This is a genomic window from Paenibacillus sp. SSG-1 (assembly GCF_002224835.1).
GTDB lineage: Bacteria > Bacillota > Bacilli > Paenibacillales > Paenibacillaceae > Paenibacillus_AQ > Paenibacillus_AQ favisporus.
This window is the reverse complement of record NZ_MBRK01000001.1, coordinates 2,325,204-2,351,673: the sequence shown is the minus strand read 5'-3', so window position 1 is coordinate 2,351,673 and position 26,470 is coordinate 2,325,204. Positions and strand designations below refer to the sequence as shown.

Below are 26,470 nucleotides of genomic sequence, written 5' to 3'. Positions count from 1 at the left end.
GTCTATTAGACACTATTCAAACCGTTTGAATTGGTGTGCCCTTCCGCGCCTGTGAGCAGCGATATTTACAGGATCATGACGAAAAAATAAAAAATCCCACCCCCAAGACTGCCGTCTTAGGGACGAGATATCATACTCGTGGTACCACCCCAGATTCGCTAAAATGTCGCCATTTTAGCCTCTTCGAGTACGGCATCAGTCAACTGATGCATATACTCTAGCTCTGTAACAGGAGCTCCTGGCACACCATCCTCTTATTGAACATCGGGTTCCGGCGTGCTGCTCAGAGGCTTTATTCAATAAAGGACTCAATGCTCCTTTTCAGCGGACGGAGCTCTCTGGGAAATGCTTCCTTTACCTACTCTTCTCTTCATCGCATTTCAAATTAACGGTTCTTACATTACGCTTATAATATCGGAAGTTACGCCAGACGTAAACCTTTTTTCGCAAAAAAATTCCGATTTCACAAACCTGGCAAAAGAATGGATCCATCGGCTGCGATTCAGCGAACCGATTTCCATGCCTCATCCAACAGTTCGGCATTGATGCCCATGCCTGCCAACGCGCCCATGGAAGCCGCAGCAATGGCTTGATACATATCAGAAGCGGCATCTCCGGCACTGAATACACCGGGGATATTGGTCTTGCCGATCCGATCGGCCACAATGCTTCCGGATTCCGACACTTCGCAGCCCAGCGACTGCGGCAGGTCAGTGGCAGCGGCCAGTTTCGGCGCAAAGAAAATCCCGGTGCAGGCAACGGATTCGCCGTTCTCCAGGACAACCTGCTTTACGTTGCCTTCTTCAGACTCAATCTTGTGAATCGGCGAGTCCTTAACGGTAATGCCGTGGCGCTCCAGCTCTTCACTCTGCTCCGCATTCAATTCATCCGGGCCGTTCGTGCATAACGTTAAATTCGCAGACCATCCCATCAGCACTTTGGATAAATGCATCGCTCCTTCGCCCTTGGCAATCATCACGAGCTGCTGGTCCTGCAGTTCCCAGCCGTCACAATAAGGGCAGACAAACGCGGTTTTACCGTATACCTCGTCCAACCCGGAAATATCCAGAGGCAGGTCTCGTTTGCCGGTTGCAAACAACAGCTTCTTGCTGCGGAACACCTTTCCGTCAACCGTGCGGATCCGGAAGTCGCCGTCACTTCCTTCCACGGATTCCGTCTTCCCTTGAACAAACTTGATTGCAGGGTACTGACTGATTTGTTCTCTGGCGATCCGACGGAACTCCGCGGGAGCGATACCGTCCCGAGACAGGAAGTTATGCATCTCATGGGTTACCCGATTGCGCGGGCGACCTTCGTCAATGACCACCGCGGAACGTCTTGATCTGCCCAGCGCAAGCGCCGCACTCATGCCGGCTGGCCCGCCTCCGATAATAACCGCATCCAACAATACTTCTGACATTCTAATTCCTCCCTTTATAGATCCTTTTTATCCATAATAAACGCGCAAGAAGTTTATTACTTCTTGCCTGCTGCATGGACATCACATGAGCCCGCCTGGTTCAGTGCTGATTGAATCGTATGCTGCTGGAGATAACGGTTCATCTGCTGTTCCGCGGCATCCATCACTTGTTTGACCGGGCATCCTTCGCCGAAAGCAAATTCCGGCGTTTCCGGTTCGTCCCCCGCAGCTTCCAGGGCTGGCAGCGGATGGTTGCTTCCGTGGAAGCATTCATACAAGTGCTGACGTCCTTCGAGAACCTGAACCACATCCAGAAAAGTAATTTCACTGGCGGCCCGGGCAAGCTCATAGCCGCCGTTCACACCGGTAACTGCGCGAACAAGCCCATCCTGCCGCAGCTTGGACATAATTTTGGATAAATAGCTCTCGGAAGCGCCCAGGGACGAGGACAGTTCTTTAATGCCCACGTTGCGGCCCCGTTCCGATTTCGCCAGCAGCATCAAGGCGTGTAAACCGTATGCAGTACTTTTTGAAAATTGCATGCTGGATTCCTCCTTTTCAAGCAGCAAACCATAACAGCGCATTTATTATGGACCTGTAATGTCCATTATATGCAGAACATGATGATAAATCAAGCTTACTTTATGTTAGTTGGTCCAGGTACTTGGATTATATCCATAGATTTTGCGTTCTTACGGGATGTTGCTTCTCCACTTATAATCATAACAAGTTCAATAAAAGAATCGTTACGAAGGAGTTGTCACCCCATGAAAAAATCGTATTCCCCCCTTTTTGATCCATTTCATTTTCCGTCAGCCAACATTTCTTTAAAAAACCGGATCGTGATGTCTCCGATGACCCATATGAGTTCCAATGCGGACGGCTCCATTTCCGAACAGGAAATTCAATACTACAAACGGCGTTCTCATGGCGCTGCCATGGTCATCACAGCGGCAACATATGTCATGCAGCAAGGAGGAATGCCTGGTGCGCCCGGCGCCGACAACGACGCCCTCATTCCCGGACTCCGCCGGCTTGCCTCGACGATCCAGGGGAACGGAGCCAAGGCCGTGCTGCAAATTTTTCACGCAGGCAGACAAGGCTCCAAGACAGGCGATTATGTCAGCGCCGGAAACATCCCGGAAGATCGGGAAGGAGCCCCCGTCCCGCGCAGTCTCTCCGAGCAGGAAATGGAAGGCATCATTCATGCTTATGCAGAAGCGGCCCGAAGAGCGGTTGACGCCGGATTTGACGGGGTGGAAATTCACGGCGGCAACGGGAATTTGCTGCATCAATTTTTATCCCCGATGACGAACCGACGCACGGACCGTTATGGAGGGAGCCTGGGGAATCGAATGACGCTGGCCTTAGCCATTATTCGCGAGGTCCTTCGGACCGTTCGTAAAGAGTCTAATAAACCTTTCCTGGTCGGCTTCCGGTTTTCGCCTGAAGAGGCGGGAACGCCAGGCATTACGATGGCCGATACCCTCTCGTTCGTCGATGCATTGTCGGGCACGGGGATCGATTACCTTCATGTATCGTTGACCAGCTTCCGTTCCGTGCCGCGAAGGGGGATTCAGGACAGCCGGTCACGATTGGCGATTCTTCAGGAGCGCGTCGGCTCGCGTATCCCCATCATTGGCGTCGGCAGCATTTACACGCCCGATGATGCGCTGGAGGCGCTGTCCTCCGGCATCCCGCTCATCGCATTGGGACGCGAACTCATCATGGAACCGGATTGGGTACAGTTGGTATTGGAAGGCCGTGAACAGCAGATCCGAACGTCCATCTCCCCTCTGGACCTGCAGGAGTTATCGATTCCCGAACCGCTGTGGAACCTCATGATGAGTATTCCCGGCTGGTTCCCGCTGCGCAGCGACCCGCAAGTTGCGGACGCCGAAAGGTAATGATTTCCCCTCAGTCTATTGCTTGTTTATAAATCGCGACAGACGGCCGCCAGCCGTCTGTTTTGCTTTTTCCGGCACGTTTTCTGAAGAGCAATCCTCTTTCGATGCCCCTAGTTTAAGTTCCTCCGAAAAAGGCAACGATGAAGCAGAATATAAATTTCAAGGTGAGGATTAGGATGCGGCCTTTTTTCAAATCCAAACATGATTCCAGCGGTGATTCCAACCAAAATCAAGACAAAAATGAGCAGCCATCGGAATTTAATAGGCCTGAAACGCCTCTTTCCAAATACTTGGATGTTAACGTCCAAATGATCAAGGAAATGACGGGCGACAGTTCCGATATAATCATCCGTCGGTTGGACCAGGCCCTGGGGAAACCTGTCCACGTCGCCGTCATCTACACCGACGGTTTGGCCGATGAGCAGATTATCAACAATTCCATTTTGAAATCTTTGACGCAAATCCAGGCGGATGCGGATTGTTCGCTGGACCCGCCAAAACAGGTGCTGGGCTGGATCAAACACCGGTTTTTAGCCATTGGCCAAGTCACGGACATCGATACCATGAAGAAACTGTTTGACGCCATTCTTGCCGGCAATACAGTCATTCTGGTAGATGGCACAGCCAAGGGAATATCAGCATCCTCTGCCGGTGGGGAACAGCGCGGTGTAGACGAACCCCAGTCTCAAACCGTCATACGAGGACCAAGGGAAGGCTTTACGGAGAACCTTCGGATCAATACGTCATTAATCCGCCGTAAAATCAAAAATCCGAATCTATGGATCGTCGACCGAACGATCGGCCGCGTAACCCAAACGGACGTAGCCGTGATGTACATTCATGGTATCGCTAGTGAAGACGTGGTGCAGGAAATTTTAAGAAGGCTTGACCGGATTGACATCGACAGCGTTCTGGAGAGCGGATATATCGAGGAATTTATCCAGGACGCCACCTTTACGCCTTTTCCGACCCTTACGAATTCAGAACGTCCTGACGCCATTGCCGGAGCTATTTTGGAAGGAAAAGTAGCCATTCTCGTAGACGGGAGCCCCTTTGTGCTCATTGCCCCCATTACGATTTTTAAGCTGTTCCAGTCCAGCGAGGATTATTACCAAAAATTCGATATCGCGACATTTCTACGGTTGATGCGTATTATCGCATTTGTGTTTTCCATGCTCCTGCCCTCGATGTACATCGCGATCACAACATTTCATCAGCAGATGCTGCCGACAACCCTGCTCATCAGCCTTGCCGCCCAGCGGGAAGGCGTCCCGTTTCCTGCCTTTGTCGAAGCGCTTGCCATGGAAATCACTTTCGAAGTTTTGCGGGAAGCCGGGGTGCGGATGCCAAGGGCGATCGGGTCCGCGATTTCGATCGTCGGTGCGCTCGTGCTGGGGCAAGCGGCAGTTCAGGCAGGTTTGGTATCCGCCGCTATGGTTATTATAGTGGCTTTTACCGCCATTGCCGGCTTCGTCGCTCCATCAGTCAGCTTATCCAATTCGGCTAGGCTGCTTCGTTTCGGATTCATGCTGCTTGCGGCTACGCTGGGATTGTTCGGGATCATTGCAGGATTAATGGCGATGCTTATCCATTTGGCAGGGCTGCGGTCCTTCGGAATCCCTTATTTGATTCCGCTTGCGCCCTTCTCTCCTTCCGATCAAAAGGATGCGTTGGTACGTGTGCCTTGGTGGGCCATGCTGAAACGTCCAACCTTAATCAGTCAAAAAAATATCAAACGCCAAAAATCAATCCAAAAGCCGTCGCCATCGAAAGATGAACAATAGCTGTATACATCCAGGTCAAACAAAGAGGTGGAAAAGATGCTCCGGAGACTGGGCCTTATGATTCTCTCGCTGTCGGTCGCGCTGCTGACGGGCGGATGCTGGGACAGCCAGGAATTGAATACGCTGAGCATCATTTCGGCGACGTCCATCGACCGGAGCAACGGGAAATGGGAAATTTCGTTCCAGGTCGTCATTCCGCAGTCGATTGCCACCCAGACAGGCGGCGGCAGTGCAGGAAGCCAGTCTCCGACGACCATTTTCTCAACCAAGGGGCGCTCTATTGCCGAGGCGATGCAGAATGCCAGCCTGGAAACATCAAGGAAGCTTTTTTTCGCCCATAACTCCGTCCTTATTCTTAGCGAAGATGTGGCACGGAAAGAAGGTGTCGGAGAAATTCTTGATTTTTTCCTTCGTCCGTTCGAGAGCAGGGAGACCATGTCCGTCCTCTTGACCAAGGGCAAAGCTTCCAATTTGCTGGAAGTGCTGATCCCTTTGGAGAAAATATCCGGCAACGCTATCCAGCGGATCATCGATCAAAGCCAGAAAAATCTGTCCCAGGCTCAAAACATGCGGCTCATCGATTTCGCCAGAATGATAGCCAGCCCGGATGAAAGCGCCATGGCGCCCGAGCTCGAGGTATCCGGAGATCTGAGCAAGCAGTCCTCCCTCGATGCCCTGAAATCGACGCGAAATGATGCGGTCATTAAGCTCGGGGAGCTGGGCGTATTCCGTAAGGACAAGCTGGTGGGATGGATCGATCAAAAAGATAGCCGATCTGTCGCATGGCTTTCCAATCGTGTCAGCAGCATGATGGTTGTGTTTCCGTGCAGCGCAAAAGGCCAAGAAAATCAGCTGCTCAGCTATCGAGTGCTGAAATCGTCCACCAAACTGGAACCGAAGGTCATCCATGGAAAATCGATCATTCTCGCCAAGATTCAAGCAACGGGAGCGATCGACGAATCCGGCTGCAATCTGGACTTAAAGAATCCGGGGGTCATTCGCGACATAGAACGTACGATAAGTAAACAAATCGGCGGCGAAATCATGGAGACCTGGAGCCATCTGCAGGAAATGAACGTGGATCTGGCCGGATTCATGAACGCGATACACCGTAAAGATCCCTCTACTTGGAGAAAACTGATGAAAACGAAGCGTCCCATCGAGGAAATCAGCCTGCGCGTGCAGGTCAAGATTAACATTGAGCATACGAACATGATTACCAAGCCGTACTCCAGCTTGCTCAAAGACCAAAAATTCTAGCGGAAGGAGTGCCCCTACTTGCAAAAAATAGACAAATACGAGCTGATTGCGATGATGATCCTGTTTTTGATCGGAACTTCCCCATTATACGAATTGGGCGTGGGAGCCAAGCAGGACGCCTGGCTGGTCGTCATTGTCGCGATGCTGGCCGGACTGCTGCTGCTCCTGGTTTACCTTTTCATCCAAAAGGGGAACGAGGACCGCAATCTCTTTGAAATCCTGAACCAACATCTGGGTCGTATTTTGGGAACGATCGTCACCATCGCTTATATTTTCTATTTTTCCTATGAGTCCATGAGAAACACCAGGGAGTTTGGGGACATTATCAACATTTCCTTTCTTCCCAAAACGCCGCTGTCCGTCCTGATGCTGATCATGATTCTGCTGTCCGCCTATGCGATTTCCAAGGGAACGGAAGTTTTTTTCCGCGTCGTCGAATTTCTGCTCCCCTTTACCATCCTGGGTTATTTCCTGATTTTCTTGATGTTCATCGTCTCTAAAAATATTCATCTGGAGCGGCTTCAGCCGGTGCTCGAGCATGGCATCATGCCTGTGATCAGGGAAGCCATTCCGAAAGTCATCAGCTTCCCGTTTGGCGAGGTTGTCGTGTTTCTTGCGTTTTGGAAGCATTTGAACAACAAAAAAAACCTGTCCAAGCTGTCGATCTTTTCCTACCTGTTCGTGGGAATCCTGCTGCTGATCTTCAACTTGTTGAATTTAACGATATTGAGCCCCCAAATCTTAAGCATTACCACCCTCCCCATGCTCAGATCGGTTCGCTTGATCGAAATCGCTGATTTTCTCGAACGGCTCGATCCGGTCATTATTTTGCTGATTTATATCGGCATCTTTGTGAAAATGACGGCATTTTACTTGGGGGCGGTCATCGGCCTTTCCTATCTGGTAAAGATGAGCCACAAAAAATTAACAGTCATCGTCGGTGCGTTTATTTATACCATTTCTTTTGCCGCGCCCAATTTTATTTACCATACCTGGATCGGATTCACGCGAAACCTGATGTACGACTTTCCGGTTTTCCAAATCTGGATTCCCCTTGCTTTGGCAGCCGTTGTCCTAATGAAGAAGCTTTTTTCCCGAAAAGGAAAACAGACGGGAGGATCTTGAGAGAAACACCGACCGAAGTACATTCTAGGAAGACAGACCGCTTAAAGCGGCAGTTTCTCTTGCGATATAAGGAAGTCAAGTCAAGAAAAAAGGAACCGCTGCCTGCTGCTTGCAGAGCAATGGTTCCTTTTCCGTAATTCAACGCAATCCGGTTCGGGTTAACGCTGCAGCTTCAAGCATCTGGGCTGCATTAAATATTGGCCCGTAATTCTTTCCGCCTGAAGACGGATCAAATACTCCCCTGCTTCCGGAAAATGAAGCTTCCCTACGTAAAACTCACGGAAGTCATACGGTCCGCCGGTGGGCTGCACCTGAGCACGCAGTGACTGGTCTCCGGTGGTCACCAGGTAGGTCCCGCCTCCTCCCTCGGCGTCACCGCTGCCATATTCGATGCGCACGTCGAAATCTGCGGCCCCCAAGGTCCGGACAGACCAGACCGCCTCGGCACTTTCGTCTGTCCAATCCAGGAGGTTGTCACGGCCCTTTTTCCCGGTATCATACTTCAATCCGGCTCCTGATATTTCGGCATCGAATACGCCTAATTCAAGGATGCTGCCTTCCCGTGTGTCCAATAGTCCCACCGGATTGCCATCGATCGGACCGGAACAGAGGACGGCGATGACTTGTGGTTTGGAAAATTCGTTCACTTCGGAAAGCAGCGATTCAGGCAGCTCAATCTCCAAATCCTGTTCCGATAATCGGGTCAATTTCAGTTCCCTGCCGTCTTCCAGCATATAGGCCCGCAGAACGTCCGTCTTCAGGCCGGGAACGACCAGCTTCCGGTCCGTTGGCCAATCGAAGACATGCAGATACAGCGTGTTTCCTTTCACGGTGCACCTGCCCCAGGACGGCTTTGCCGTCGGGGATGCCCCCGCTCCGTAAATACTGTCTCCGTATGTATCTAACCAACCGCCGATTTCCAGCAAAATCGATTCGGATACCGGATCCCACTCTCCCGTCTCTGTCGGTCCGATATTGATGACCAAATTGCCGTTTTTGCTGACGACATCGATCATCTGCCGGATGATGGATGCGGGTGATTTCCAGTTGTGATCCGATTTTTTGTACCCCCACGAATCGTTTAGCGTGATGATGTTCTCCCAGTCCTGGCGCAAAGTCCGCGTGGTCAGCTGATTATCGGACGTGTTGGAGTAATCCCCAAGGGGAGCCTTCCACACCCGGCTGTTCACCAGACAGTCCGGCTGAAGCGAGTATACGGCGTCCAGAAACTGCTCCCCCTGCTCGCGGGTCAGCTTGCCGCCGCAGTCGAACCACATCAAGCCGACCTTCCCGTAATCCGTCAGCAGCTCGCGAACCTGAGGTAGTGATTTATTATTCAGATAACGCTCAAAGCGGCTTCGCTTATCCGGATCGTGCACCCAGCTCTCCACGTCGTCATAAGCACCGATATTGCCGGGGTAGTCCCAGGTGTTCCCCTGGGAATCGGGATCATGCCAGTCCATAGCGTGCGAGTAGTAAATACCCAGCACCATTTCTTCCTGCTCGCATGCTTCCGCCAGCTCCCGGAGCGGATCTCTTTGAAAAGCGGCATGCTGGACGATGGAGTAATTGGACACATGCGAATCATACATGGCGAATCCGTCATGATGCTTGGCCGTGAAAATGATATATTTCAAGCCGGCCCTTTTGGCGGTACGCACCCACTTCAGCGCGTCAAAAGATGAAGGATCCCAGCCTGCGGCCATCTCTTCATATTCGGCGGCCGGAATCTTTGCGCGCAGCATGATGTGCTCACTGTAGGAAGCTTGGATCTCCTCCCCTTTCCACTCGCCTGCCGGCCGCGCGTAGGGTCCCCAATGGATGAACAGGCCCAGCCGGGCTTCCCTCCACCATTCCATCCGGTGATTTTGCACTTCAGACTGAGGGCCTTCAGGAACTGTCTCTATAGGAAAAGGATCATCGAGCAGGTTCTCCGGCGCGAACCCTGCTGCTGTCTGATGGGCCAGTTGTTCGGATTGTCGTTTCATTCATCATGTCTCCTTTCGCGCTGAATTACTGCCTCAGCGCTGATACACATTACCACAATCTCAGCGTCGAGCCGCGCAACTTGGATACCGCCTCAACAAAGAAATAATCGCCGTAAATCAGCGGCGTATCGATATGCACACCACCCGGCAGATTGGATGTGCCGGACAGGATCAGGCCTTCTTCCCCCGGCATATCCCATGTCTCGTAATGTTCATGCAGAGAGCGCACGATGCGTTCTGCAGAACGGAGATACAGCCGCGCTTCCGCCTCGGGTACGAGACGGGATATCTCGATCAGCCCGCATGCCGCGCAGGCCCCGGCCGAAGTATCCCGCGGCTTGCCCCCTTCTTCAGGCGCCCGGAAATCCCAGTGCGGCACATGGTCCTCCGGCAGATTCGCCAGGAAAAAATGGGCGGCCCGCTTGGCGCCAGTCAAAAAGCGTTCTTCTCCCGTGTAAATATAAGACAGGGTGAGTCCGTAGATGGTCCAGGCGCTGCCTCTGGACCAGGCGGATTCTTCCGCATACCCCTGACCGGACATGGCGCCGATTCGTTCACCCGACTCGGGATCAAATTCGAGGATATGGTAACTGGATCCGTCCGGACGCAGAAAATGCGCCAGCACCGTATCTGCATGCGCCGCGGCGATATGGCGGAACCGGGGATCCTCCGTTACTTCAGAGGCCCAATACAGCAGCGGCAGATTCATCACCGTGTCGATGATGGACCAGCCTGCCCGGTTCACCTGCTCCAGGTCATGCCAGGCGCGGATGAAGCTGCCTTTTACATTAAAGCGGCTTGCCAGCTGGGCGGCGGCCATCAGCCCACGGTGTTTGGATCGCTCGCTGCCGGTAATCCGGTAGTCGGCCACGGCCGAAAGTGTCCATATAAATCCGGCATCATGATGCACAGCGAGCGAATACAGCGGTTCGTCCAGCTTCTCCTCGATCAGCTCGGCAATCCCCTGCAGCCCTGGATGGTGCCCGTCTTCGGCAATCTGCCACAAGATCCCCGGCCAAAAGCCGGCGGTCCACCAGGACGGGCGCATGTTGTCATAGACCCCGTTAACGGATGCATGCGGAAAACTGACGCCAATCCGCTGACTGGTGCGCTCCACTTTGTTTACGATTTGCTGCCAAGCCCCTTCCGCCCACTGCTGAACGGATTCCGAAATAAGCGCCGAGCTCCCTTCGCTCCCCATTTGTTTCGATACGGTTTCTCCCATATAATCTCCTCCTGTAATTGATTGTTCCATTCTAAATTCAAGGTGAAGTCCGCAGCGGAATAACCATGTTCCAGGTATGTTCGGCTTGCCGGAAGCCCCCCGGTCCGTCCGCAACCGCGGCGAACAGATGCGTCGGCAGTCCATCCTGAAACAGCAGGAAGGGCCGTTCGAAGCTGCCCATCCAACGTTCCGATCCGTCCTCCCATCGGACGCGCCGGGAATAGGATTTGGGCTGGTCTGCGAGCCTCCAGTCCCTGCCATCCGGAGAAAGTGCCAGAATGCCGCCGTGCTTCTCTCCACACAGCTTTCCATCCATGTCTTTCGCGATCATGGCGTACCCTTCCGCCGTGCGCCAAATGAACGGGTCTTCGATATGAAACCGTTCCGGCGGAAACAGCGGCGTATCCTGAGTTACGCGATAAGGCCCTTCATATCCTGCTGCCTCTGCCGCACCCAGCGTCATTTGCCCATGGGCTGTGCCCTCATACCGCCGGGCTTTATAAACCAGCAGCACGGAGCCATCCTCCCGGATACATGGCGCCGGATTCGAGGTCAGGAAGCTGTCGAACTTGCCCGGCCTCGTCGGCAGAATCGGCGTATCGAGGCGCTTCCACGGCCCATAGACGCTGTCGGCGACGGCCAGGCCGACACGCTTGTTCGCCCTTGCCGCAATGACGCGGCAGTCGTCCGCCTCCACCGTCTCTCCTGGCCGCGGCTCAGGGAAGGGATGCGTCGATCCCATGTAATACAGCAAATATTTGTCTCCATACCGGATGATGTGCGGGTTATGGGTGCTCCTTCCGTCCCAATACTCCGCTCCCCGCGCTGGGAACACGGTTTCTTCGTAGGTATAGGGCCCTTCCGGGGTATCGGACGAGGCTCGGACGATTTCCGAACGGAGCAGCCAGCCCGGGTGCATCGGCATCCACTTCGGCCACCGGGACGCAAACATATGAAAGCGTCCGTCCTCTCCGCGAACGACCGACCCGCACCATACCCACCAGCCTTCCTTCCGGAAGCCCCCTTCCATGGGGGCAGGCAGCATCCGGTCAAACAGTGAAAATGTCACGTTCTCCCTCCGTTCATCATTAAGTTTCTCGACCATCTGTATTTGCCAAATGGCACGCGTCATTCACGATTCAGCGGTCCCGGTTTCACAATGAGACCGCCGACTCCGCCAACCCGTACCGTTTTGCCGCGCTGCCATGCAGCCATTCCGCGGCCAGTGCCAGCGCATCCTCACGGCTCAGCCATTCATCCTTGATCTGTTCATCCAGAAAACGGGCAAGCAGCTGCTTCACGATCAGCAGCTTGCCGTACGTCCATTCGATGCAGCGCGCATCCGAGACGACCAGCGAGCTTTTGAGCGGAGATAACGCCTCGAGCCGGTACTGCATGCTCTGCGTGTATGTGCTGGCACGGAAGTTATACCACCACATGCCGCCTACGTGAACATTGGCAAAATTCCAGGCCGCCTGTACGACGTCCAAATTGTTCAGTTCCGATGCAACCACCAGCTCAAACGGGATGTTGTAACGCTCAAACAAGCCATACAGCTTTACGATCCGGAGCGGATCGTTCACAGGAGCGGCCGAACTGCTCCCCCATCTTCGTTCCACGCCGAGGAACAGCTGAAGGAACATGTCCCGCTCCTGCAGACCGGAGCAGATTTCATGGAGAAGCAGCATCATGACCTCATCGGTCCGCCCCGCGGTTTCAAGCTTATAATCCTCATGCGCCGCAGCCTCATAATGGGGAAGCGTCGTCATGATCCCCGGACAGCCCATCTCATGATAGGACTTCAATTGCTCGGAAATGAACGCTTTCGCCTGCGCGAAACGGTCCTGGCGTTCATTGGCTGCGGAGGAGACGATGCCGGCGGCAAGCTCCGGCAGCCATCCGTCGACCCGGGGCAGCAGCACGGCATCCTCGCGCATACCGTCAAATACGGCATGTTCAGGCCGGTTCACGACAAATCGCTTCACATGCAGCCGGTCGGCCACGCTTTGAGCCCAGCCTGGAGTATTTCTCTGCGTGCGTACAGCTTCGTCCGCCTGAAGCACAGACGCCGTGTCATGGATAGTGATTCCGTATAAATACCCCATGATCGCCGTAAAAGCACGATTCATCATCGTATTACGGGTAGCCTTGTATGCTCTGACGAAGGCTTCCGCCCGCTCCGAAACCGGCAGCTGTGCCGCATCCTTCGGATATCCCGCCGTCTGCAGTTCTTGGTTCAACCAGAAATAATCGGCGATCTCCCAAAAGTCGGCCGCGCACAGCTTATCGCCTATCAAATGCGTATGCGTATCGATCACTGGCAGACGCATAATTTCTTCTAATAATGAAGATATATTCATGATCCGTATCTCTCCCCTCTCATTAGCTGAACGTCAACTGCAAGGTTAGGGATTCTCCCTGTTCAAGCAAGATGTGGATTTGCCGATTCTCAGGCAGTCTGCCCCCGTCCCGGAAGCCGCTGCAAGCTTCGGGGAGCACGAGGGTAACGGAGCCTCCAGCCCTCAAAGATTGGAGCCGAACATCAAGCGTGCCATTCTTTCTGTCCCAGGCGATGTCTACCTCGTAGCCTCCACACGCCAGCATTCCAGCGGCGCTTCCGGAGAGGAATCGCTTCGGCAGGGCTGGGAGGATTCGGATCATGTTGGGATCGGAGTACAGCAGCATTTCCTGAAGCGCAGCCGTCATACCCATATTCGCATCAATCTGAAACGGAGCCCACTCCATATCCAGGCCGATGCCCATGCCGCGCCAATCGTTGTGAAGCGTGAAGAAATTATTGATCACGGCTGATCTGGCCAGCAGATCCAAACACTCCAGCGCCTTATCCGCTTCGCCCATGCGGGCGTACAAATTGGACATATGAGCAAGTGACCATCCTGTCTGCTCCTTTAATCCAACGACCAGCCTCTTTCTTAACGCGGTCTCGAAGGCTGCGAACAGACCGGGATCGGTCTCCCGCGTTACCTCCTTGCCTGGAAACACCGGATAAAGGTGCGACTGATGCCGGTGATGGTATTGATCCTCATAGGCAGGATGCATCCATTCACGGACAGCGCCGTCTGCATTAACCTGATACGCCGGGATTTTGGCAATCATGTCTTTCCAGCCCGTGACTTCCTCAGCATACAGGCCTTCCTGAGCGGCACCCTCAACCAGCCGGGTCAGCACTTCCTTGGCGATGGCAAAATCCATCGTTGCGTTCATTGCCGTTCCTTTAGGCCCACCCGCGCCGTTACCCGGCCGGTTCTCGGGCGAATTGGACGGGCAGCTGATGAACAGACCATCGTCCCCGGTAATCAGGAAGTCTTCATAGAACAAAGCGGCCTCCCGCAGGAACGGCAAGGCCCGGTTTCTTAAAAATTCCCTGTCGCCCGTGTACAGGTAATAATCATAATAGTGCTGCGCGATCCAGCCCGCCGCCCCGGTCCAGTGGACAATGTGGGGCGCGATCGTCTTCAGCAGGCCGGAGTCCGGCGCGGTTGGTGCGGGGATCCAGATCCCCCTGCAGCCATAGATACAGCGCGCGTTGCGGCGATAATCGTCCATCTGCCGCTCCACGTAATCGAATACGGGCAGCAGCAGCTCGGGCATATGTCCCGCGAGCGCCTGCCAATACATCATCTGCAGGTTCTCGTTGGCCATATGGAACGCCCAGAAGCCGCGATATTCCCCGCACCATAAGCCGTATAAATGGCATGGATCCCCGCCTTCGCGCGAGCTTGCAATCAGAAGATAACGCCCGTAGGCCCACATCTTCTCCAGCATGGCCAGCGGGGCTTCGCCGCGGTAGGCTTGCAGCAGCAGCTCTTCGTTCGATGCCTCTCGTCCGGGAGCATCCAGATTCAGCGTCATCCGCTGAAACAAGCGTTCATGCTCCTCAATGTGCGGCTGCAGCAGTTCGGTGTAAGACCGATGTTCTGCGGCTAGCTCGTGTTTCAACTGTTTCCAGGCCGCTTGACGCGGCTTATGAACGAACAGTTTAACCAGGATCAGTGCCTGAGTGGCGCCTTCAAGAACGAACTCGCTGCCTGTACTGCTTATCCTGCCATCGATCGTGACCACCCGGGCGACGGCACCGAAATCGCTGCCCTCGTCATGGCATGCGGCATACCATATGAACTCACCGTCGGACCCTGATTCGCTTCCAGTCGGCAATGGAGCGTCAGGTCTGCCAGGGGGACGCCTGACATCCCCGCGATGATGCAGGTCAAGGGCGATCTTCGCCGATATCGGGCCTGGCCCTGACGACCGCAGCTCATAGACGATCAAATCGTCCGCCCGGGATACGAACAACGCCCGCTCATAACGTGTATGCCCGTCCTGCCAGCGCACCGTTACTTCACCGGTTTCCATGTCCAGCTCCCGGCTGTAGTTCTTAAAGCCTTTACTTACGTCCATGCTCAAGTTCAGGTCGCCAAGCGGCAGCGGAACGGTCATGACCGGATCGTAGCCTTGCTCCTTCAAACCGTCGACCAATACATTTTCGGCCAGCGCCTCTTTCCCCTCCATCATCAACCGGCGCATCTCTCCAAGCCGGCCGCTCACGTCGGGCAGATCCGGCGTGCGGCTCTGCCACCACAAGCCGCCGTGCGTCAGCATAACTGTTTCCAAATGGACGCCGCCATACACGGCTGCTCCGGTTATTCCGTTGCCTGCCGGCAGCGCCTCCCTCCACTTGGCTCCCCACCAGGATGAAGGGGTCAGAAGCTTCAGCTTATTCCGTCCGTCTCCGGTTTTCCTGACCATATATTCCCCTCCTAACAGGAGGAAGCCCTTCGCGTGAAAGGCTTCCCCGAAATCAACCTATTTGCGGCTTTGCTGATCGATAATTCCGTCTTTGTTGTTGTAACGCTCCGTGGCCTCTTTGACGATCTCATCGCCGCCCTTTTGCTTATACTCCTCGATGACTTTAGGAAAATCGCTGATCGGCTCTTTGCCGTAGATCATTTTGACCATGTGGTCGATGATGAGCTTCGGCGCCTGGTCCGGACGCTTGGAAGCCAAGTCAGGGAACTGGCTGAAGGATTCCAGGTCCGGCACAAATCCGATCCCGCCCACGCCTTCTTTGGCCAGCGTATCATCGAGCGCCTTCAGCACGTCTTGTCCACCTGGGAGCAACTCCGTCCGTTCACGGTTAATCGTTCCGTCACCGACCCAGCGAAGCAGTGAGCGGAATCCGGCTTCGTCCTGAGCGGCTTTGCCTTCCGGCAGCTTGTAATCGATTTTTCCGTCTTTCACCGTGTAATCCTCGCCTTCGATGCCAAAGCTGTAGAAGTTTTTCGCTTCCGGCGTCTGCATCCACTCGAACATCTGGATGATCCGGGCCGCTTTCTCTTTGCTGACCTTGCTGTTGATATAGAGCGAGGTGTTAACCGAGCTGTACAATCCATAACCCTTCTGGCCGTTGTCCCCTATCGGTGACGGGATGATATCGACCTTGGCGCCGGGAACCGCCGCACCGATCTTCGTGCGGAAATCGAGAAGGCTGGCGGCGTTGGCCGTCCACATGCCGGCATTGCCTGCTTCGATATTTTCGCTGTACTGAGGCGCCTGGATCGTCGCGAAATCTTTCTGGATCAGGCCTTCGTCATACATCGTTTTGTAGACGGTCAGCGCCTTTTCCATATTTTCAGCGTTAAAAAACTTCGGTACGACCTGGCCGTTCATTTCGGTAAACTGATAGCCCAGGGCGTCATACGCACCAAATACGATGTCCGCGTATTTAAAATTCTCCCTCATCTGATACGGCGCGCTGAGGCCCAGTTTTTTAAACGCACGCAGGACGTTGAGGAAATCGTCCATCGTTTGGGGCGCCGGCAGGCCCGTTTTTTCCAGCAGGTCGGTCCGGATATAAGTGGCGCGGCGGGAAGGGTTGCTGAGCCAGGTTGGCACGCCGTAGATTTTCCCCTTGTAGCTCACCTCGTCCCACGCTTCCTTCGGAACGGCTTTCATCAAGTTCGGAGCATACTCTTTCAGCAAGTCATCCAGCGGCATAAACACGCCAGCCTGAACCGAACCGGCCATAGACTTATCCGTTGCCCCGCCGACGTTTTGCACGACGTCCGGAATATCGCCGCCGGCGAACATGACGGCCATCTTCGCATCGAAGTCTTTCAAGGGAATCAGCCTGATGTCCAAATCCACGTTGGCTCTCTTCTCGACCTCCTTGACCCATTTCTCGTTGTTGATGTCCTTGGAGCCTTCCGCGTAAGCGTTTCCACTTGTGGTTAAAGAAATGCTGAATTTCACCGGTTTCGATGCGTCGGCCGCATCGTCACTGCCGCTCGAGGCGCTTTTGTTTCCACAGCCTGCGGTCAGACCCGTGACAAGCGCTGCCGCGAGGATCAGACTGACCCATTTTTTCATCTTATAATCCCCTCTCTTCATGCAAAGTGCAAAAGGTATTCTCTTTGCTGCTGTCCCCATCATAAGGCTTAACCAGAGAAGCTCCCATGGGGCGGATTATTGTCGTGATGTGTTTTTTTGCGGTTTTTTACGGCTGTCTGACCATAAAAAAATCCCGTATTCCATGCTCCGGAATACAGGATTTGCTTAACTTTCTTCTTTGTTTGCGCCTAGCCGCTGCCCGCCATGGGCAGGGTCTGCATAGACGCGGCTGCCTCTTGCCCCGCTGGGCTGCTCAGTTCTTTTACGCCTGAAATCGGCATCCGCATGATCATCCGGGTTCCCCACTCGGGGCTGCTTTCCACAGTTACGCCGTAGTCCTCGCCGAACACCAGCTGAATCCGCCGGTGCACATTGGGTACGCCGATCCCGCCCGCGCTGCCCCGGTCCTCCTCGTCGGCAAGCCGGTTCTCGCTCAGCTTGGCGCGAAGCTCCTCAAGCCGCTCTGGGGCCATGCCGCAGCCGTTGTCTTGAACGCTGACCCAGAAGGAATCTCCCTCTTCACCGGCATCAATGATGATCGTATGATGATCCTCCACCCCTTGCCTGAAAGCATGCTGGAACACATTTTCCACCAGCGGCTGAAGCGTGAGTCGGACCATCTTCCGCAGAAGCAGCTCCGGCCTTACCCGCACATCAATCTCGAACGTCCGGCCGATCCGGTGATTGATAATGACCATGAAGTACATGACGTGCTTGAGCTCATTCGCTACCGTGATCTCTTCCAGATTGGTCCGTACCGAATAGTGCAGCATATAAGACAGAGCCCCGACGATTTCCGTAATTTCGTCCGAGTCCTGAATAACCGCGTAACATACGACCGTTTCCAGTGTATTGTACAGGAAATGCGGGTTGATCTGCAGCTGGAGCGACTGGAACTCGGCCTTCTGCCGTTCGGCCTGCATTTCCTTGTTCCTCAGCTCCGCACGATACACCGTATCGACCATCTCCGATAAGCGGTTCACCATCAGGTTGTAGCGGATCATCAGCTCGGTAATTTCGTCCCGGTGCTTCGGAAGCGGAATGAACTTCCAGTTTCCCTTTTCCGTCTGGCTCATCCCCTTCATCAGCGTCCGGATCGGGGTAGTAATCGACTTGCCGAACCGGCTCGCCAGGAACAACGCCGTCAGGAACGTAATGACCGCAACGACGATAATGGAGCTGCGTATCGTGTTAAGCGGTTTTTGCAGCTGGCTGTACGGAATGGACACCACCAGATTCCACCCGGAGTATTCGGCTTTGCGGCTGATATATACCCGGTCCATTCCCTCCGACGAACTGCGGAACATCTCGGTGCCTGCCTCGCTGATTTGCTTGCCCAGACTGGCCGGAACGATCGATCCTACCTTCGTCTGATCGTTGTGGTATTGAATCCTTCCTTCGCCGTCGACAATGAAAAAATAGCTGTCCTTCCCCAGATCAATCCCCTTCCACAGGGTGGACAGCTCCTCCGCCTTGACCTCGATCCCCACAAAACCTTTCATGTCCGTGGAACGAAGTCCGCGGATGCGGCGGATCAGCGTCATCATCGGCGTCTTTTCGCCCAAAATGCTGTAATTCATAATGGTCAACCGGCCGCTTTCATCCGTGTTCTCCTTAAAATATCGGATCTGTTTGGCAGTATCTTCCGGCTTAAAGGATGGTTCCGATCCGCCGTTATAATAATAGAGCGCATTCCCGGAATAACCGATGATGTATAGTGCTTCGATCTCGGGATTGCGGATCCACACCGGATCCACGATCGCATCCCGGATATCGGTCATGTAGCGGTAATTTTCGTACTCCTCCCGGTCAGCCGGCAGATCGATGTACCGTTTGACCCTGAGATCGGTCAGCAGCGCCACCATCGACCGCTGATAAGACGACAAATACAGATTGGTATGGTGTACGGCATTGTCCACGATTTGGACCATTTGGCTCTTTGCGCTTTTTTGCAGCTGCTTGGCTGAAATGCTGTAGAAGGCGATGCCAACCGCAGACAGGGAAAGAAGAATCACGATGGTAAAATACAAAAGCAGCTTCAGTCTCAGGGATACTCTCATCATTCAATGCCAAAGGAAGACCGGTACTCCGACGGGGATACGCCGACGAAATTTTTAAAGGTCTTCGTAAAATGGGGATAATCCTCGTACCCCACCTTGACCGCGATATCGGTGATCGTCAGGGTCGGTACGGCAAGCAGCCTGCGCGCTTCTTCCATCCGTTTTTTGATCCGGTAATGCACGAAGGTCTCCCCTGTCATTTTCTTGAAAAGAGCGCTGAAATAGGTCCTGGCGAGCCCCACCCGCTTGGCCACTTCCTCCAGTGTGATGTCCTCCGACAGATGCTGGTCGATAAAGGCTTTGGCCTCTTCGATCGGATCCTTGAAATTGCCTTTCCGTGTCAGCTGAAGCTCTTCGAGAATCCGGTCCATACTGGCGGTAAAAGCGATCATGACTTCCTTCTTCGTATTCGACGCGCCTTGTGTTCCCCGGCATCCGGAACGCGGCTTCCAGCCGCGGCTCTCCAGCCGTTCTGTGATCATGCCAAGGCAGTCGCTCAGCACCGCTTCCATGTTGATCACATTCAGCCCATCGAACAAGCCCGACCGTTCGCCCTCTTCGATGATGCGAATCGTTTCGTCCCGCTGCAGCAGCCAGATGCTCTGCTCGAGCTGATGCGCCCACTCCACATATTTTTGCACAGGAATAATGCTGCCGGTCATCCCTGATATCAGCTCCTTCAGCGTATCGTGTACGTCCTGCTGGGTCACCGGCTTCAACAAATAGCGCTTGACCCCGTACGCCATGGCCCGCTGTGCATACTGAAAGTCATTATAACCGGATATGACGACAACCTGGACATGACTGAATTCCCGGTGTATCCGTTCGCACAGCTCCAGTCCGTCCATCCGCTTCATCCGCAAATCCGTCAGCACCAGGTGCGGTTCCAGATTCCGGATCGTCTCGAAAGCGGCCTCCCCGTCATCGGCGGTATAAATCGCGGAGAAGGAAGCCGGATAACGCTGAACCATCTTCACCAATCCTTTTTGAATGACAGGCTCATCTTCCACAATTAAAACTCGCACTTGTATCAAACCCCTTCCTAGAGCGGATAGAAAAAGCGCAGCTGCATTATCGACAAGAGAAAGAAATGTCGCATCCCTATCGGTTGTGCTGGATCAGCACCCCCTGCTTGGCCCGGTACCTCGCCGTCGCTTCCTGAATAATCGCATTTCCGCCGCGTTCCCGGTACTCCCGGACGACCTTCGGCCAATCCGAGATCGGTTCCTTGCCGTAAATCATTTTGACCATATGGTCAACGATCACGGGCGGCGCCTGGTTCGGCCGCTCCGAAGCAAGATCGGGATAAGCGCTGAAGGACTCCAGCTCGGGAACAAAGACGATACTTCCCAGCCCTTCCTTCGGCAGCGTCACGTCCAAAGCATGAAGCAGATCCTTCCCGCCCGGCACCAGTTCCGTTCTGGCCCGGTTGATCGTCAGATCATGCGTCAGCCACAGCAGTTCGCGGAAGGTCTCCTCGTCCTGCTCCTCCCTCGTTTTCGGAAAATGATACGCGATCGTCCCATGGTCTTCCGTATAGGTGTCGCCCTCGATCCCGAACGAAAAAAAACGCTGAGCCTCGTCCGAGACCATCCAATCAAAAAATTGGAGAATACCGATCAATTTTTCCTTGGGCACATGCTTATTAATGTAGAACGAATTGATGACGGAGCTGTACAAGCCGTAGCCTTTCGTCCCTTCCGGTCCTTCCGGTGAGGGGATGATATCGATTTGCGCCCCGGGAACCGATGCCCTGAGCTTGGTGCGGAAGTCCAGCAATCCGGCGGCGTTCGCCGTCCAGCTTCCCACTCGGCCTGCTTCGATGTCATGGGTATATTCGGTTGACGAGACTGTCGCAAAATCCTCCGGGATGAGTCCCTCCATCAGCATCGTCCGGTATACCTGCAGCGCCTTCATCATATGCTTTTCATCCAAAAATTTCGGAACCACCTCACCGTTTCGGACTTCGAACTGGTAACCCAGCACGTCGTAGGCGCCAAAAATGACGTCTGCATACTTGAAGTTCTCCCGCATCTCATAGGGAATTTCGACTCCCAGCTTCTTGAAGGCGCGGAGCACGTCCAGAAATTCGTCTACGGTTCTCGGTATGTTCAGGCCCGTTTGTGCCAGCAGGTCCGATCGGATATACGTTGCCCGGCGCGACGGATTGCCGAGCCAGGCCGGAATTCCATAAATATGCCCCTCAAAGCTGGTTTCCTTCCAGGCTTCCGGCGGCACCGCTTTCCACAAATTCGGAGCATAAGTCTTGATCCAGTCGTCCAGCGGAAGGAACAGTCCCGCCTGGACCGATCCGGCCATGGCAGCCGAGCTTGCTCCGCCAATCATCTGCACGACATCCGGATAGGTATCTCCTGCAAGAATAACCGGCATGCGCCGGTCGAAATCTTTCAGCGAGATCAAAGAGATGAACAGCTTCGTATTTGTCAGCGCTTCCAATTGTTTGACCCAGCGGTCCTCGGATGGATCCGCCATATTCACCGCATAAGGGCTGGCACCGTTGGATATCGCCAAGCTGAAGGCCGTCGGCTGCGGAGAGGATTCTTTCACACCTTCCTGAGCCGGCTGCGGCGAAGGAGAGGCTAATCGGTCCTCACTTCCAGCCAGATAACAGAACAGGAGAATAACGGCTGCTGCCAGAACGAAATAAGCTGCTCTTTTCATGCCGTCTCTCCTCCCTGCATCCATTTGACTCCTGTTTGACTCGGCTTCGCTCTCCTGTTTTTAGCTGCGCGAAAAGCCAAATTCACTCACCAGTCCAACCCCTTGTCTGCCAGCCTATACTTGAGCGCCGCGCTAATAGCATAACACTGATGTTTAATATCTTATCACATTTCACATCTATGAAAACGTATACTTTTCTAGCTGTAAAAAGATAGTATCAAGCCTTGATCGACCCGATCAGCATCCCTTTGATAAAGTACTTCTGCAGGAACGGGTACACGATAATGATCGGTACGACGGAAACGACGATGACCGCCATTTGCACGCCAGCCGGAGAGATTTGGTTCACATTTTCAAGCAGGTTGCCGGCCTGACCGAGGTCATTGCTCAGAACGATCTCCCGGAGGCGAAGCTGCAGCGGGTAAAGCGCCCGGTTGTTGATAAAATACAGTGCCGACGAATACGAATTCCAGTGGGATACCGCATAGAACAGCCCCATGGTTGCCATGGCCGGTTTGGACAGCGGAAGAATGACGCTCCACATCGTGCGCAGCTCTCCTGCCCCGTCGATCCGGGCGCTGTCAATCAGCTCCGACGGAAGGGCGACGAAGAAGGAGCGCATGATGAACAGGTTGTACGCGCTGATCGCCGACGGAATGATCAAGGCCCATAACGAGTCAATCAGATGCAGGTTTTTGATCACCATGTAGTTAGGGATCAGCGGCGCCTGAAAGATCATCGTAATCAGTATAAAAATCAGCACGACTTTGCGCATCGAATACTCGGGTCTGGACAACGGATACGCCAGAGATGCGGTCAGGATCAAGTTGATCAGCGTCCCGACGACCGTGATGAATACGCTTACCATAAACGCTCGCCAGATGGAGCTGTCACCCAAAATTACATGGTAGTTTGTCAGCGTCCAATCGACCGGGATCAGCTTGACCTTGCCCGCATTGATCGCCTGGCTGCTGCTGAACGACTTGGCGAGCACATGGAGAAGAGGGAACACCATCAAGCATCCGACCAGCGTCAAGAAAATATAATTAAATCCGTCAAATAAGCTGCCTTTGTTTTTCATTGTGCCATCCTTCCCCTTTCTAGTATAGTCCTTCGCCCGAAGCCCGCTTGCTCAGCGTATTCCCGATCATGACGAGCACCAGTCCGACCACCGATTTGAAGAGGCCGATCGCCGTCGTGTAGCTGTACTGCTGATCAATGAGGCCGACCCGGTAAATGTAGGTGTCGAGGATGTCGCCCTTGCTTTCATTCAGCGAATTGACGAAGACGAATACGCGTTCGAAGCCGAAATCAAGGAAGTTGCCGATATGGAGCAGGAACATGATGGTGATGGTCGGCAGGATGGCCGGAATCGTGATCGACAGGGTTTGTCTCCAGCGGCTGGCACCGTCGATGCGCGCGGCTTCATACAGTTCAGGATTGACGCTGGCCAGTGCGGCCAAATACACGATTGTGCCCCAGCCGCTGTCTTTCCAGATCCCCGTTCCGACCAGGATGCTCCGGATATACGAATCCTCGCCCAGAAAATAAATCGATTTGAGTCCGAACGCATTCAATACCTGGTTCACGATTCCAGTCGTCGGCGATAATATGCCGATCATGATCCCCCCGATTATGACCCAGGAGAGGAAGTGCGGCAGATAGACGACCGTTTGGAGAATCCGCTTGTACACGACTTTCCTCAGTTCGTTGAGGAGCAGCGCAAAGATTATCGGAACCGGAAAGGCAAAAATCAGGTCATAAAATCCGATCAGAACCGTATTTTCAAGAATCCGCAGAAACTCCGGGTAAGTGAACATCCGGCGGAACTGATCGAGTCCGACCCATGGGCTGCCTGTAAAGCCCTTGAAAATGTTGTAGTTTTGAAACGCCATGACGGACCCCAGCAGGGGCAGGTATTTAAACACGATAAAATAAATGATTCCAGGCAGTGAGATCAGGTACAGCGCCTTGTATTTGCGCAGATTGCTCATCCGCCTTTTTGGTGCGGGCAAGGCCGGACTGGAGGCTGAGATGGCGGCTGGCGCTTGTTCTGGCATAAATATCGCTCCTTTTTGTATAGATCGCTTCATCGCTAATGTTAATCTTTTTGTCCGGACCCTCGGAATGGGGATTTGTCGCTTCACTTGTGTTTTATTACGGTCGCGTTCATCCTTTGCGTGCCCGAATGCCGCAGCTTTCCCCAGCTGCCAAGGTGATCACATATTCAAAACCGGAAGGGTCATCGTCGGACTTATTGCCCGAGACACCGGCTTCCAGGTGGCCGGAAACAGCAAGCTCCAAGGGGACAGGCGACCACAGGCGGCACAAGCCCGCCTTGGAGGAGCGGATCGTCACCTCGTCAAGCGCCCCTTTACTCCAAGACAGACCTACGGTATACCCCCCTCTTGCCCGAAGGCCTTCAACACGGCCGGAGGGCCACGCCTTTGGCAGGGCCGGCAGCAGCCGGATTTCCCCCGCATGGGATTGCAGCAGCATTTCCGCCGCTCCCGCTGTTCCGCCAAAATTGCCGTCGATTTGAAAAGGCGGATGGCAGTCCAGCAAATTCGGATACGTGGAAACCGCAAACAGCTTCATCAGATGCCCGTAAGCCTCCTCCCTCATGCCAAGCCGGGCATAGAAATTGACGATCCAGGCCCGGCTCCAGCCCGTATAGCCGCCGCCTGCGGCGAGGCGCCGCGCGAGCGTCCGCTCGGCAGCAGCCGCCAGCTCCGGCGTGCGACGAACATCAATCAGCTCACCCGGATGCAGAGCGAACAGCTGCGAAATATGCCGGTGTCCGGGATCGGCCTCCTCATCATCGCGCAGCCATTCCATAATTTGCCCGTGTTTACCAACAACCGGACGCGGAATGCGTTCGAGCGTCTCCCGCAACTCGCCGAGAAACGCCTGATCCTCCTCGCCGATGATCGCCGCCGCTTCCAAGCAGGCGGACAGCAGCGTCAGCGCGATTTGCGAATCCATCGCCGGACCGATGCACAGGCTGCCGCTGCCGCCGTCCGGGAGAAGAAACCGGTTCTCAGGAGAAACCGACGGTCCCGTAACCCGATAACCGTCCTCCTCGATCATGTAATCAAGAAGAAATAGCGCCGCTTCCTTCATCGCCGGGTATGCCCGTTCGGCAAGAAAAGCCGGATCATCCCCGAAACGGTAGTGCTCCCATAAATGGAGGCACAGCCACGCGGCGCCCATCGGCCACACCGTGCAGGTCATCAAAATCCCTTCCGGCCGGGTTTCAGCCCAAAGATTCGTGTTGTGGTGGGCGGTAAAGCCCCGGCAGCCGTACATCTCGCGAGCGGTAGCCCGTCCGTTAGCCCGCATCCGGTCGATCAGATCGAACAGCGGTTCATGGCAGTCGGATAAATGGAGCACTTCAGCCGGCCAGTAATTCATCTGGACGTTGATGTTGATCGTATACTTGGATTCCCACGGCGGGGTATAACTGTCGTTCCAAATCCCCTGCAGATTGGCCGCTAAGGTGCCCGGCCGGGAGCAGGATATCAGCAAATAGCGCCCATATTGAACGTAGAGGGCCGCCAGACCGGGATCTTCAATACCCGCTTCATTAGGCAGCAAATCGTTTCTGTTTCCTTCGCCGCTTCCATGTCCCAACGCATTCTGCAGCCGGAGCAGCCGCTGGTCTGTAGGAAGTGCGGCAAGCGGATCCCCGTCCGGCGTCAGATCGATCGCAAAGCGGCCGAACCGGGACGCGTACTCGTCTATATGCCGTTTCAGCAGCGTTTCAAACGGTTTGGCCGCCGCCTGCTCCAGCTGCTTCAGGCAAACCTCTGCCGGCTGCTTCACCCGAAACGTGCTGTGCGCTGCCAACAGCAGGGTCACGGCATCCGCTCCTTCGATCGAAAGGTAATCACCAATAACCCGCTGCCGTCCTCCCTGAATTACAGCACGAAAGGCTGCGCTAAACCGGACGCCGTCCGTTCCGCATTCCCCGTCCATGACGATGGCTCCCGAAGGGTCGGCCCGGCAGCCATAATCGAGCGGACGGCGCATGAGATTGACGGCCAGCGTAAGCTGTCCCGGCTGGTCCGCGGTCAATCGGATGACCAGAACCCCATCCGGTTCGCTGGCGAAATAGCTCCGCCGAAACCGGACGCCCTTGTGCCTGTATCGAACGTCCACAACGGCTTGCTCCAAATCCAGCTGCCGCTCGTAGTCTTCCGCAGGTCCTTCCTGATCAAGGAATTTGATCATCAGATCCCCTAGAGGCTGGTATGGCTGCTCATATTTTGGGGAAGCCGTCATCGCCATTCTCGCCAAGTGCTCCGCCTCTGCCTGCTTTCCTTCCTTAAGCAGCGTCCGGATCTCAGCCAAATAGGGCTGGGACGGGGGATTGGCCGCCCGTCCCGGACCGCCGTACCAAATCGAATCCTCGTTGAGCTGGACTTTTTCCAACCCCGGCGTGCCGAACACCATTGCACCCAGCCGCCCGTTCCCTATGGGCAGCGCTTCGTTCCACCCGGCTGCCGGCCGGGTGTACCATAATCGAAGGTCCTTCGTAGTTGCAGACGTATGCTCTTGCAAGTTGACATCCTGTTTGACCACATGCTTCACCTCTCCTCATCCTCCGGC

Annotated in this window: 18 protein-coding genes and 1 other annotated feature; of the genes, 4 read left to right on the top strand and 14 right to left on the bottom strand. The window is 54.5% G+C overall.

Features of this window, described 5'->3' with window-relative positions:
- Positions 1–115: 115 nt before the first annotated feature.
- Positions 116–383: a binding site (T-box leader), on the bottom strand.
- A gap of 119 nt (positions 384–502) precedes the next feature.
- Both BCV73_RS10945 and BCV73_RS10940 read right to left on the bottom strand, forming a co-directional pair.
- Entirely contained in the window at positions 503–1,420 is a 918-nt protein-coding gene (locus tag BCV73_RS10945; RefSeq protein ID WP_089547109.1) for an NAD(P)/FAD-dependent oxidoreductase, read from the bottom strand.
- Between the two features lie 56 nt (positions 1,421–1,476).
- Positions 1,477–1,962: an RrF2 family transcriptional regulator gene (locus BCV73_RS10940; RefSeq protein ID WP_089547108.1), complete on the bottom strand. Its 486-nt coding sequence runs from the start codon at positions 1,960–1,962 to the stop codon at positions 1,477–1,479.
- Positions 1,963–2,187: 225 nt separating this feature from the next.
- Here BCV73_RS10940 and BCV73_RS10935 point away from each other — a divergent pair, with 225 nt between their 5' ends.
- The 4 genes from BCV73_RS10935 (at position 2,188) to BCV73_RS10920 (ending at position 7,496) form a co-directional block, all read left to right on the top strand.
- Positions 2,188–3,327: an NADH-dependent flavin oxidoreductase gene (locus BCV73_RS10935; RefSeq protein ID WP_089547107.1), complete on the top strand. Its 1,140-nt coding sequence runs from the start codon at positions 2,188–2,190 to the stop codon at positions 3,325–3,327.
- A 176-nt stretch (positions 3,328–3,503) separates the two neighbouring features.
- Positions 3,504–5,111 (top strand): spore germination protein, encoded by a 1,608-nt coding sequence (locus BCV73_RS10930; RefSeq protein ID WP_089547106.1) that lies wholly within the window; start codon positions 3,504–3,506, stop codon positions 5,109–5,111.
- A gap of 36 nt (positions 5,112–5,147) precedes the next feature.
- Positions 5,148–6,371 carry a Ger(x)C family spore germination protein gene (locus BCV73_RS10925; RefSeq protein ID WP_076166282.1) on the top strand — a complete coding sequence of 408 codons (1,224 nt, stop codon included), beginning with the start codon at positions 5,148–5,150 and terminating at the stop codon, positions 6,369–6,371.
- 18 nt (positions 6,372–6,389) lie between these two features.
- Positions 6,390–7,496 (top strand): GerAB/ArcD/ProY family transporter, encoded by a 1,107-nt coding sequence (locus BCV73_RS10920; RefSeq protein WP_089547105.1) that lies wholly within the window; start codon positions 6,390–6,392, stop codon positions 7,494–7,496.
- Positions 7,497–7,654: 158 nt separating this feature from the next.
- Here the strand turns inward: BCV73_RS10920 and BCV73_RS10915 are convergent, their stop codons facing one another.
- From BCV73_RS10915 to BCV73_RS10860, 12 genes are all read right to left on the bottom strand, one after another.
- On the bottom strand, positions 7,655–9,484 hold the full coding sequence (locus BCV73_RS10915) for an alpha-L-fucosidase (protein WP_089547104.1): 1,830 nt from the start codon (positions 9,482–9,484) through the stop codon (positions 7,655–7,657).
- Positions 9,485–9,533: 49 nt separating this feature from the next.
- Positions 9,534–10,709 carry a glycoside hydrolase family 88 protein gene (locus tag BCV73_RS10910; protein ID WP_256992817.1) on the bottom strand — a complete coding sequence of 392 codons (1,176 nt, stop codon included), beginning with the start codon at positions 10,707–10,709 and terminating at the stop codon, positions 9,534–9,536.
- Between the two features lie 37 nt (positions 10,710–10,746).
- Positions 10,747–11,778 (bottom strand): glycoside hydrolase family protein, encoded by a 1,032-nt coding sequence (locus BCV73_RS10905; RefSeq protein ID WP_256992816.1) that lies wholly within the window; start codon positions 11,776–11,778, stop codon positions 10,747–10,749.
- A gap of 85 nt (positions 11,779–11,863) precedes the next feature.
- The gene (locus BCV73_RS10900) at positions 11,864–13,069 is read right to left on the bottom strand and encodes a glucuronate isomerase (protein WP_089547103.1); all 1,206 of its coding nucleotides are present in this window, start codon (positions 13,067–13,069) and stop codon (positions 11,864–11,866) included.
- A gap of 22 nt (positions 13,070–13,091) precedes the next feature.
- Positions 13,092–15,476: a glycoside hydrolase family 95 protein gene (locus BCV73_RS10895; RefSeq protein WP_089547102.1), complete on the bottom strand. Its 2,385-nt coding sequence runs from the start codon at positions 15,474–15,476 to the stop codon at positions 13,092–13,094.
- Positions 15,477–15,533: 57 nt separating this feature from the next.
- Positions 15,534–17,096, bottom strand: a complete 1,563-nt coding sequence (locus BCV73_RS10890; RefSeq protein WP_089547101.1) for an extracellular solute-binding protein — start codon at positions 17,094–17,096, stop codon at positions 15,534–15,536.
- Between the two features lie 209 nt (positions 17,097–17,305).
- Positions 17,306–19,147, bottom strand: a complete 1,842-nt coding sequence (locus BCV73_RS10885; protein WP_256992815.1) for a cache domain-containing sensor histidine kinase — start codon at positions 19,145–19,147, stop codon at positions 17,306–17,308.
- A gap of 29 nt (positions 19,148–19,176) precedes the next feature.
- Positions 19,177–20,202: a response regulator transcription factor gene (locus BCV73_RS10880; RefSeq protein WP_089547099.1), complete on the bottom strand. Its 1,026-nt coding sequence runs from the start codon at positions 20,200–20,202 to the stop codon at positions 19,177–19,179.
- A gap of 76 nt (positions 20,203–20,278) precedes the next feature.
- A complete protein-coding gene (locus BCV73_RS10875; RefSeq protein WP_089547098.1) occupies positions 20,279–21,859 on the bottom strand; it encodes an extracellular solute-binding protein in 1,581 nt (526 codons plus the stop codon).
- Between the two features lie 217 nt (positions 21,860–22,076).
- Complete coding sequence (locus BCV73_RS10870; protein ID WP_076166310.1) at positions 22,077–22,940, bottom strand: carbohydrate ABC transporter permease; 864 nt, start codon at positions 22,938–22,940, stop codon at positions 22,077–22,079.
- 19 nt (positions 22,941–22,959) lie between these two features.
- A complete protein-coding gene (locus tag BCV73_RS10865) occupies positions 22,960–23,919 on the bottom strand; it encodes an ABC transporter permease (RefSeq protein WP_084203699.1) in 960 nt (319 codons plus the stop codon).
- A 109-nt stretch (positions 23,920–24,028) separates the two neighbouring features.
- Positions 24,029–26,443, bottom strand: coding sequence for a glycoside hydrolase family 95 protein (locus BCV73_RS10860; protein WP_256992814.1), 2,415 nt, complete (start codon positions 26,441–26,443; stop codon positions 24,029–24,031).
- Positions 26,444–26,470: the final 27 nt, after the last annotated feature.

Coding starts and splice junctions, on each gene's coding strand:
- BCV73_RS10945 (WP_089547109.1), bottom strand. CDS start 1,420: ATGTCAGAAGTATTGTTGGATGCGGTTATTATCGGAGGCGGGCCAGCC.
- BCV73_RS10940 (WP_089547108.1), bottom strand. CDS start 1,962: ATGCAATTTTCAAAAAGTACTGCATACGGTTTACACGCCTTGATGCTG.
- BCV73_RS10935 (WP_089547107.1), top strand. CDS start 2,188: ATGAAAAAATCGTATTCCCCCCTTTTTGATCCATTTCATTTTCCGTCA.
- BCV73_RS10930 (WP_089547106.1), top strand. CDS start 3,504: ATGCGGCCTTTTTTCAAATCCAAACATGATTCCAGCGGTGATTCCAAC.
- BCV73_RS10925 (WP_076166282.1), top strand. CDS start 5,148: ATGCTCCGGAGACTGGGCCTTATGATTCTCTCGCTGTCGGTCGCGCTG.
- BCV73_RS10915 (WP_089547104.1), bottom strand. CDS start 9,484: ATGAAACGACAATCCGAACAACTGGCCCATCAGACAGCAGCAGGGTTC.
- BCV73_RS10910 (WP_256992817.1), bottom strand. CDS start 10,709: ATGGGAGAAACCGTATCGAAACAAATGGGGAGCGAAGGGAGCTCGGCG.
- BCV73_RS10900 (WP_089547103.1), bottom strand. CDS start 13,069: ATGAATATATCTTCATTATTAGAAGAAATTATGCGTCTGCCAGTGATC.
- BCV73_RS10895 (WP_089547102.1), bottom strand. CDS start 15,476: ATGGTCAGGAAAACCGGAGACGGACGGAATAAGCTGAAGCTTCTGACC.
- BCV73_RS10890 (WP_089547101.1), bottom strand. CDS start 17,096: ATGAAAAAATGGGTCAGTCTGATCCTCGCGGCAGCGCTTGTCACGGGT.
- BCV73_RS10875 (WP_089547098.1), bottom strand. CDS start 21,859: ATGAAAAGAGCAGCTTATTTCGTTCTGGCAGCAGCCGTTATTCTCCTG.
- BCV73_RS10870 (WP_076166310.1), bottom strand. CDS start 22,940: ATGAAAAACAAAGGCAGCTTATTTGACGGATTTAATTATATTTTCTTG.
- BCV73_RS10865 (WP_084203699.1), bottom strand. CDS start 23,919: ATGCCAGAACAAGCGCCAGCCGCCATCTCAGCCTCCAGTCCGGCCTTG.